General features: G+C 62.2%; 9 protein-coding genes. All 9 read left to right on the forward strand.

The window, feature by feature from the left end:
* Positions 1–967 (forward strand): DUF2090 domain-containing protein (locus HX846_RS29235; RefSeq protein ID WP_178966682.1); only part of this gene is annotated, 967 nt, incomplete at its 5' end.
* A gap of 148 nt (positions 968–1,115) precedes the next feature.
* Positions 1,116–2,009 (forward strand): myo-inosose-2 dehydratase, encoded by an 894-nt coding sequence (iolE, locus tag HX846_RS29240; RefSeq protein WP_087694126.1) that lies wholly within the window; start codon positions 1,116–1,118, stop codon positions 2,007–2,009.
* Positions 2,006–2,800, forward strand: coding sequence for a 5-deoxy-glucuronate isomerase (gene iolB, locus HX846_RS29245; protein WP_003214687.1), 795 nt, complete (start codon positions 2,006–2,008; stop codon positions 2,798–2,800). The genes iolE and iolB overlap by 4 nt, the downstream gene beginning before the upstream one ends.
* A gap of 22 nt (positions 2,801–2,822) precedes the next feature.
* Positions 2,823–4,325, forward strand: coding sequence for a CoA-acylating methylmalonate-semialdehyde dehydrogenase (locus HX846_RS29250; protein WP_178966684.1), 1,503 nt, complete (start codon positions 2,823–2,825; stop codon positions 4,323–4,325).
* Between the two features lie 27 nt (positions 4,326–4,352).
* Positions 4,353–5,168 carry a TIM barrel protein gene (locus tag HX846_RS29255; protein ID WP_177055072.1) on the forward strand — a complete coding sequence of 272 codons (816 nt, stop codon included), beginning with the start codon at positions 4,353–4,355 and terminating at the stop codon, positions 5,166–5,168.
* A 10-nt stretch (positions 5,169–5,178) separates the two neighbouring features.
* Positions 5,179–7,110: a 3D-(3,5/4)-trihydroxycyclohexane-1,2-dione acylhydrolase (decyclizing) gene (gene iolD / locus HX846_RS29260; RefSeq protein ID WP_177069053.1), complete on the forward strand. Its 1,932-nt coding sequence runs from the start codon at positions 5,179–5,181 to the stop codon at positions 7,108–7,110.
* 19 nt (positions 7,111–7,129) lie between these two features.
* Positions 7,130–8,140 carry a Gfo/Idh/MocA family protein gene (locus HX846_RS29265; protein WP_177022793.1) on the forward strand — a complete coding sequence of 337 codons (1,011 nt, stop codon included), beginning with the start codon at positions 7,130–7,132 and terminating at the stop codon, positions 8,138–8,140.
* Between the two features lie 142 nt (positions 8,141–8,282).
* Positions 8,283–9,143, forward strand: coding sequence for a sugar phosphate isomerase/epimerase family protein (locus HX846_RS29270; protein WP_003214697.1), 861 nt, complete (start codon positions 8,283–8,285; stop codon positions 9,141–9,143).
* A gap of 69 nt (positions 9,144–9,212) precedes the next feature.
* A partial coding sequence (locus tag HX846_RS29275) for a Gfo/Idh/MocA family protein (protein ID WP_178966686.1) occupies positions 9,213–9,633 on the forward strand: 421 nt, incomplete at its 3' end.

A 9,633-nucleotide genomic window follows, 5' to 3' on the forward strand; every position in this document is an offset into this window, starting at 1 on the left:
GGCCATGCCGACCCGCGCCGAACTTGATTACCTGTTCAACAGCCCGGTGCCGATTACCCGCCCGGACCAGGACGCGGTGCTGCAACGCCTGCACCAGGTCAGCGTGCCGCGCAAGGTCTGGAAGCAGCTGTTTGTATTTGCCTTCGACCACCGCTGGCAGTTGGTGGAACTGGCACAAAAGGGCGGCCAGGACCTGGCGCGCATCAGCGCCCTGAAGCAACTGTTCATCCAGGCCGTGGAACGGGTTGAAAGCAAACTGGCGGAGCAGGGCGTCGAGGCTGACGTCGGGATTCTGGCCGACCAACGCTTCGGCCAGGACGCGCTGAACGCCGCCAGCGGTCGCGGCTGGTGGATCGCCCGCCCGGTGGAAGTCCAGAACTCACGGCCGCTGGCCTTTGAACACGGGCGCTCGGTGGGCAGCAACCTGATTGCCTGGCCCCGGGAGCAGATCATCAAGTGCCTGGTGCAATTTCACCCCGATGACGAGCCATTGCTGCGCCTGGAACAGGAAGCGCAACTCAAGGCCCTGTATCAGGCGTCCCTGGTCAGCGGCCATGAGCTGCTGCTGGAAGTCGTGCCCCCCAAGGATCACCCGTCCACCTATCCCGACGTGCTCTATCGCAGCCTCAAGCGCCTGTACAACCTGGGCATCTACCCGGCGTGGTGGAAGATCGAGGCGCAGTCGGCCGCAGACTGGAAAAAGCTCGACGAGCTGATCCAGGAGCGCGATCCCTACTGCCGGGGCGTGGTGCTGCTGGGCCTGAACGCTTCCGCCGAATGCCTGGCCGATGGCTTCCAGCAAGCCAGCCAAAGCCAGACCTGCCGCGGGTTCGCCGTGGGTCGCACGATCTTCCAGGAACCGAGCCGAGCCTGGCTGGCGGGGGAGATTGACGATCAAGCCTTGATTGAGCAGGTGCAGTGCATCTTTGAGCAATTGATTAATGCTTGGCGCAGTTCTCGAAGCTAAACACGGTCAAATGTGGGAGCGGGCTTGCTCGCGAAAGCGGAGTGTCAGTCGACTGATACACCAACTGAACCACCGCCTTCGCGAGCAAGCCCGCTCCCACATAAAGCAGATCTCAGGCAACTCTGAAAAAACAATAATAGGTGCAGCCATGCCCGCTATCCGAATTGGCATCAATCCGATCTCCTGGAGCAACGACGACCTGCCGGCCCTGGGCGGTGAAACGCCGTTGAGCACGGCCCTCAGCGAAGGCAAGGACATCGGCTACGAAGGCTTTGAACTCAACGGCAAATTCCCCAAGGACGCCAAAGGTGTCGGCGATGTATTGCGCCCCTACGACCTGGCACTGGTCTCCGGCTGGTACTCCAGTCGCCTGGCCCGGCGCTCGGTGGCGGAAGAAATCGAAGCCATCGCCAGCCACGTCGAACTGCTGCGTGAAAACGGCGCCAGCGTGTTGGTGTATGGAGAAGTCGCCGACTCGATCCAGGGTTCGCCGGTGCGCCTGATCGAACGCCCGCGCTTCCACAGCGAACAGGCCTGGCAGGAATACGCCGACAAACTCACCGAACTGGCGCGTTTCACCCTGTCCCAGGGCGTGCGCCTGGCGTACCACCACCATATGGGCGCCTACGTCGAATCCCCGGAAGACATCGACCAACTGATGCGCCGCACCGGCCCGGAAGTCGGCCTGCTGTTTGATTCGGGCCACTGCTACATGGGCGGCGGCGAGCCTATCGAGGTGCTGCGCAAACACATCGCCCGCATCTGCCACGTGCACTTCAAGGATGTGCGCAAGCCGGTGGTGCAACTGGCACGCAACCAGATGTGGAGCTTCCCGGATTGCATCGTCAACGGCACCTTCACCGTGCCCGGCGACGGCGATATCGACTTCGCCGCGCTGCTGGACGTGCTGCTGGCCGCCAATTACCAGGGTTGGCTGGTAGTGGAGGCCGAGCAGGATCCTGCCGTGGCGCCGAGCTACATCTATGCGAAGAAGGGTTACGACACCCTGCGCGCACTGTTGAGCGAGAGGACTGGACAATGAGCCTGTTGGTCAAAAGCAGCAAGCGCGGGCAAACCATGGTGGCGCTGGAAGAAGGGCGCCTGGAATACGTGGGCTTCGCCGCCTACCGCCTGAGCCTGGGTGAAACCTTGCCAGTCACCGCCGGCGACAAGGAACTGTGCCTGGTGCTGCTCAGCGGCCGGGTGACTATCCAGGGCGAAGGCTTCAACTGGGAAAACCTCGGTGATCGCCACTCGGTGTTCGAAGACAAGTCGCCCTTCGCCGCTTATTTGCCGCCAGGCACCGACGCCCAGGTCACCGCGCTGAGCGACGTGCAAATTGCCGTCTGCGCCGCTCCCGGCTCAACCGACGCAGGTCTGGCACCCCGTCTGATTCGCCCCGAGCAATGCAAGCGCAGCGTACGTGGCAAGGGCGCCAACACCCGCTACGTGTGCGACATCCTGCCCGACAGCGAGCCTGCCCATTCGCTGCTGGTGGTGGAAGTGCGCACACCGTCCGGTCACTCGTCGAGCTACCCGCCCCACAAGCACGACACCGACGATCTGCCGCACCAGAGCTTTCTCGAAGAAACCTACTACCACCAGATCAACCCGCCCCAGGGCTTCGTGTTCCAGCGCGTCTACACCGACGACCGCAGCATCGACCAGGCCATGGCCGTGGAAAACAGCGACCTGGTGGTGGTGCCCAAGGGGTATCACCCGGTCAGCGTGCCGTATGGCTACGAGTCCTACTACCTGAACGTGATGGCCGGCCCCAAGCGCGCCTGGCATTTCCATAACGACCCGCAGCACAGCTGGCTGCTGGATCTTTAAGCACTTTCGACGGAGAACAATAATGAGCAACGCCCCGGTAATCGGCCATTACATCAACGGCCAGGTGCACGACAGCGCCAGTGAGCGTTTCAGCAATGTGTTCAACCCGGCCACCGGCGAAGTCCAGGCCCGCGTCGGGCTGGCCAGCCAGAAGACCGTCGATGAGGCCGTGGCGTCGGCGCTGAAAGCCTTCCCGGCGTGGTCCGAGCAATCATCCCTGCGCCGTTCGCGGGTGCTGTTCAAATTCAAGGAATTGCTCGACCGGCACCACGATGAGCTGGCTGAAATCATCAGCCGCGAACACGGCAAAGTGTTCTCCGACGCCAAGGGCGAAGTCACCCGTGGTATCGAGATCGTCGAGTTCGCCTGCGGTGCGCCAAACCTGTTGAAAACCGATTTCAGCGACAACATCGGCGGCGGCATCGACAACTGGAACCTGCGTCAGCCACTGGGCGTGTGCGCCGGCATCACCCCGTTCAACTTCCCGGTGATGGTGCCGCTGTGGATGATCCCGCTGGCGCTGGCCACCGGTAACTGCTTCATCCTCAAGCCGTCGGAGCGCGACCCGTCCGCCAGTTTGCTGATGGCCCGCCTGTTGACCGAAGCCGGTCTGCCCGACGGTGTGTTCAACGTGGTGCAGGGTGACAAGAGCGCGGTAGATGGCCTGTTGCAGCACCCGGATATCGAGGCGATTTCGTTCGTCGGTTCCACCCCGATTGCCGAGTACATCCACCAGCAGGCCACCCAGCGCGGCAAGCGTGTGCAGGCATTGGGCGGGGCGAAGAACCATATGATCGCGATGCCCGACGCCGACCTGGATCAGGCGGCTGACGCCTTGATCGGCGCGGCTTACGGCTCGGCCGGCGAGCGCTGCATGGCGATCTCGATTGCCGTGGTGGTGGGCGATGTCGGCGACAGGCTGATCGAAAAACTGCTGCCGCGTATCGACCAGTTGAAGGTCGGCAACGGTATGCAAAAAGACAGCGAGATGGGCCCGCTGGTTACCGCCGAACACAAGGCCAAGGTCGAAGGGTTTATCGACCAGGGCGTGGCCCAGGGCGCGAAGCTGATCGTCGACGGTCGTGGCTTCAAGGTGCCGGGCGCGGAGGGTGGTTTCTTCGTCGGTGCGACCTTGTTCGATAACGTCACCACCGAAATGAGCATCTACCAGCAAGAGATTTTCGGGCCGGTGCTGGGCATCGTGCGGGTGGCGGATTTTGCCAGCGCCGTGGCCTTGATCAACGCCCATGAGTTCGGCAACGGCGTGTCGTGCTTTACCAGCGACGGCGGCATTGCCCGTGCCTTTGCCCGCACCATCAAGGTCGGGATGGTCGGCATCAACGTGCCGATTCCGGTGCCGATGGCCTGGCATTCGTTCGGTGGCTGGAAGCGCTCGCTGTTCGGCGACCACCACGCCTATGGCGAAGAAGGCATTCGTTTCTACAGCCGCTACAAGAGCGTCATGCAACGCTGGCCCGACAGCATCGCCAAGGGCCCTGAATTCAGCATGCCAACCGCCAAGTAACGTTTTCGAGTGTGGAGCACAACAATAATGAAGTCGCCTCTACGTTTTGCCCTGAACCGCATGGTCGCCCCCAGCCTTTCCCTGCCCGATTTTATCCAGCTGGCGGTGACCCTGAAATGCGACGCCATCGAGATCCGCAACGACCTCAAGGGCATCGAGATTGAAGACGGCACCCCTGCCAGCCGCGTGCGCGAATTGTGCGCGGTGCATGGCATCACGGTGCTGTCGATCAACGCGCTGTACCCCTTCGATGTATGGAATGACGAACGCCGTGCCCAGGCCATCAAGCTGGCTGCCTATGCCCGCGAATGCGGCGCGCAGGCGTTGGTGATGTGCCCGTTGAACGACCGCGCCGACTCGCGCAACGAAGCCCAGCGCGCGGCCGGTTTGCGCACCGCCTTGAGTGAACTGGCGCCGATCCTGCGGGAATACGGGATTCTCGGTTTTGTCGAACCCCTGGGGTTTGAAGAATGCTCGCTGCGCCGCAAACGCGTGGCCGTGGATGCGATCAAGTCTGTCGGCGGCCTGGATGTGTTCCGCGTGGTGCATGACACCTTCCACCACCACCTGGCCAGTGAACATGAGTTCTTCCCCGAACTGACCGGGCTGGTGCATATCTCCGGTGTGGAAGATGCCGACGCACCGCTGAACTCGATCCGCGACGGCCACCGTGTGCTGGTGGGCGAGGGCGATATCCTGGGCAATGCCGCGCAGATCGACACGCTGCTCAGCACCGGCTACAGCGGCCACCTGTCGTTCGAACCGTTCGCCGCAAGCGTGCACGGCCTGGCCGATATCAAGCAGGCATTGGGGGCGAGTATCGCCCACCTGCAGAAACGATAAGGAGCACCCCATGACCACAACCCGATTGACCATGGCCCAGGCCCTGGTGAAGTTTCTGGATAACCAGTACATCGAAGTCGACGGTGTGCAGAGCAAGTTTGTCGCCGGCATCTTCACGATTTTTGGCCACGGCAATGTGCTGGGCCTGGGCCAGGCCCTGGAGCAGGACAGCGGCGACCTGGTGGTGCATCAGGGCCGCAACGAACAGGGCATGGCCCACGCGGCGATTGGTTTTGCCAAGCAGCATTTGCGCCGCAAGATCTACGCGTGCTCCTCCTCGGTGGGGCCGGGTGCGGCGAATATGTTGACCGCCGCGGCGACCGCGACCGCCAACCGGATTCCGTTGCTGCTGTTGCCCGGTGATGTCTACGCTAGTCGCCAGCCCGATCCGGTACTGCAACAAATCGAACAGTTCCACGACTTGAGCATCAGCACCAACGACGCGTTTCGTGCGGTCAGCAAATACTGGGACCGCATCAACCGCCCGGAACAGCTGATGACGGCGGCGATCCACGCCATGCGCGTGCTCACCGACCCGGCGGAAACCGGCGCCGTGACCCTGGCCCTGCCGCAGGATGTACAGGGCGAAGCCTGGGATTACCCGGATTACTTCCTGCAAAAACGCGTGCACCGTATCGACCGTCGCCCGGCGACCGAAGCGATGCTGGGGGATGCCGTGGCGGCGTTCAAGGGCAAGCGCAAACCGCTGATCGTGTGTGGTGGCGGGGTCAAATACTCCGGGGCGAATGCCGCGCTGCAAGCCTTCGCCGAGCGCTTCGATATTCCGTTCGCGGAAACCCAGGCGGGCAAGAGTGCGGTGGTTTCAAGCCATCCGCTGAACCTCGGCGGCCTCGGTGAAACCGGCTGCCTGGCGGCAAACCTGCTGGCACCGGAAGCCGACCTGATCATTGGTATCGGCACGCGCTATACCGATTTCACCACCTCGTCGAAGTCACTGTTCAAGCATCCCGAGGTGCAGTTTCTCAACCTCAATATCAGCCCTTGCGATGCACTGAAACTCGATGGCGTGCAGCTGCTGGCGGATGCCAAGGTCGGCCTGGAAGCTCTGGCTGAAGCCCTGGGCGACTATCGTTCCAGCTGGGGCGATCAACCACGGGATGCCAAGGCGCAACTGGACGTCGAGGTCGACCGGATCTACCAGGCGGAATACCAGACTGAAAACTTCGTCCCTGAAATCAACGACCACATGGACCCGGCGGTGCTGCGTGAGTTTATCGAGCTGACCGGTTCCTGCCTGACCCAGAGCCGCGTACTCGGTGAGCTCAACGAAGCCCTGGCCGACGACGCAATCATCGTCGCCGCTGCCGGCAGCCTGCCGGGTGACTTGCAGCGCAGCTGGCGCAGCAAGGGCGTCAACACCTACCACGTCGAATACGGTTATTCGTGCATGGGCTACGAGGTCAACGCCGCATTGGGCGTGAAGCTGGCCGAGCCCGAGCGCGAGGTGTACGCACTGGTGGGCGACGGCTCGTACATGATGCTGCACTCGGAGCTGGCCACCTCGATCCAGGAGCGGCGCAAGATCAACGTGGTGCTGCTGGACAACATGACCTTCGGCTGCATCAACAATTTGCAGATGGAACACGGCATGGACAGCTTCGGCACCGAGTTCCGCTTCCGCAACCCCGAGACCGGCAAGCTCGACGGCGGTTTTGTGCCGGTGGACTTCGCCATGAGTGCGGCGGCCTATGGTTGCAAGACCTACAAGGTCAACACCGTGGAGCAGTTGCAGGCGGCGCTGGCCGATGCGCGCACGCAAACCGTGTCGACGCTGATTGATATCAAGGTCCTGCCGAAAACCATGATCCACAAATACCTGTCGTGGTGGCGCGTCGGTGTGGCGCAGGTGTCCACCAGCGCGCGCACCGATGCGGTGGCCAAACAACTCAATGAACGCCTGGCCAAGGCCCGGCAGTACTAATAACAAGAGGAGTGTTTTCATGTCTTTGAAGTTGGGTGTTATCGGTACTGGCGCCATCGGCCAGGATCACATTCGTCGCTGCAGCCAGACCTTGCTCAACAGCCAGGTGGTGGCCGTGACCGACATCAACCTTGAGCAGGCGGCCAAGGTCGTCTCGGACCAGAAACTCACCGCCGAGGTGTACCCGGACGGCCACGCGCTGATCAATTCGCCGCAGGTCGAGGCGATCCTGGTGACCTCATGGGGCCCGAGCCACGAAGAATTTGTGTTGGCGGCGATTGCGGCCGGCAAACCCGTGTTCTGCGAGAAGCCGCTGGCAGTGACTGCCGAAGGCTGCCGCAAGATCGTCGAGGCCGAAGTGGCCCACGGCAAGCGCCTGGTGCAGGTGGGTTTCATGCGTCCGTATGACCAAGGCTATCGCGCCTTGAAAGCCGTGATCGACAGCGGCCAGATCGGCGAGCCGCTGATGCTGCACTGTGCCCACCGCAACCCGAGGGTGGGTGAGAACTACAAGACCGACATGGCGATCACCGACACCCTGATCCACGAGCTGGATGTGTTGCGCTGGTTGCTGGCCGATGACTACGTGTCGGTGCAGGTGGTGTTCCCGCGTAAATCGAGCAAGGCGCTGGCCCATCTGCGTGACCCGCAGATCGTGCTGCTGGAAACCGCCAAGGGCACGCGCATCGATGTGGAAGTGTTTGTGAACTGCCAGTACGGCTACGACATCCAGTGCGAAGTGGTGGGGGAGACCGGTATTGCGAAATTGCCGGAGCCGTCCCAGGTGCAGATGCGCAGCGGGGCCAAGTTGTCGAATGCGATCCTGATGGATTGGAAAGACCGGTTCATCGCGGCGTATGACGTTGAGCTGCAGGCGTTTATCGACGGTGTAAGGGCAGGGCAAGTGGGGGGGCCGTCGGCGTGGGATGGTTTTGCGGCGGCGGTGGCGGCGGATGCGTGTATTGAGGCGCAGAACAGTGGGCAGATTGTGAAAGTGGGCCTGCCACCCCGTCCGCATTTCTACGGCTAACCACAACCCTCACTGATGTAACGCAGTCAGTGTGGGAGCGGGCTTGCTCGCGAATGCGGCCTTTCAGTCAACATTTGCATCGACTGACCCACCGCATTCGCNNTTGACCGAGTTCCTACCTCAAATTCGGGAGATCTCAAGCATGCGCATCGCATTAGACCCCTACATGTACCGCCACCTGCCCCTCGGCCAAATGGTCGACAAGGCCGCCGAGCTCGGCTACCAGCACATCGAACTCTCGCCCCGGGAAGACTTCCTGCCGTTCTACAAGGCCCCCCGGGTCGACCGCGCGCGCATCAAGGAATTTCGCAAGGCCTTGAGCGACGCCGGCGTGCAACTCTCATCCCTGCTGCCCATGTACCACTGGGCCGCCGCCGACGAAGGCCTGCGGGTTGCCGCCGTGCGCAACTGGAAGCGCGCGATCCAGATCGCCGTGGAAATGGACTGCGAGCTGGTCAACACCGAATTCACCGGCCAGTCCGACAATCCGTTAGTGTGCGAAAACCAGTTCATGCGCTCCATGGACGAGCTGATGCCGGAGTTCGAGCGCGAAGGCATCAAGCTGGATATCCAGGCGCATCCGTACGACTTCTGCGAGCGCAACAACGAGTCGGTGGACATCATTCGCGGCCTCGACCGCGACTGGATCAACTACCTCTACGCCGCGCCGCACACCTTCTTCTATGACGACGGCAAGGGCGATATCGCCTCGATGCTCAAGTACGCAGGCTCCAAGCTCAGCCACTTGATCATTGCCGACACTTACAACCACCGCGCTTCGTCCAACCTGCGCTACATCGTCAACCCGCCGGGCGTCACCGCCACCGTGCACCAGCACCTGGACATCGGCCAGGGCGAGGTGAACTGGGAGGCGTTTTTCGGCACTCTGCGGGAAATCAAGTTCGACGGCATTGCCACGGTGTCGGTGTTTGCCTGGGAAGACCGGCCGGATGAGTCCAACCGGATGATGCTGGAGCGGGTGACCCGCGAGTTGTGCTGTTAGACCGTTGTGGCGTGCCCTGTGGCGAGGGAGNNCAAGCTCCCTCGCCACAATTAACCAAGGAGTATTTGTATGCGAATCGGACTGGTTGGATACGGCAAAGGCGGCCGTGTATTTCATGCACCCCTGATAGCCAGCCTGCCGGGGGCGACCTTTGTCGGCGTGGTGACACGGTCACCCGAACGTCGCCAGCAACTGGCGACGGATCACCCCGGAGTGAAGGCCTTCGACAGTATCGGGCAGATCACCGAGGCCGGTGTCGACGTGCTGGTGATCTCCACCACCCTCAAGGGCCGTCCGGCCCTGGTGCTGGAGGCCATCGAACACGGTGTGGCGGTGGTCAGCGACAAACCCTTTGCCAGCAATGCCGAACAGGCCCAGGCCTTGATCACCGCCGCCGAGCGCCAGGGCGTGCTGCTCAGCGTCTACCAGAACCGGCGCTGGGATTCGGACTTCCTGACCCTGCGCAAGCTGATCGACGCCGGAGCCCTGG

It is taken from the genome of Pseudomonas sp. K5002, assembly GCF_013386655.1.
Lineage (GTDB): Bacteria > Pseudomonadota > Gammaproteobacteria > Pseudomonadales > Pseudomonadaceae > Aquipseudomonas.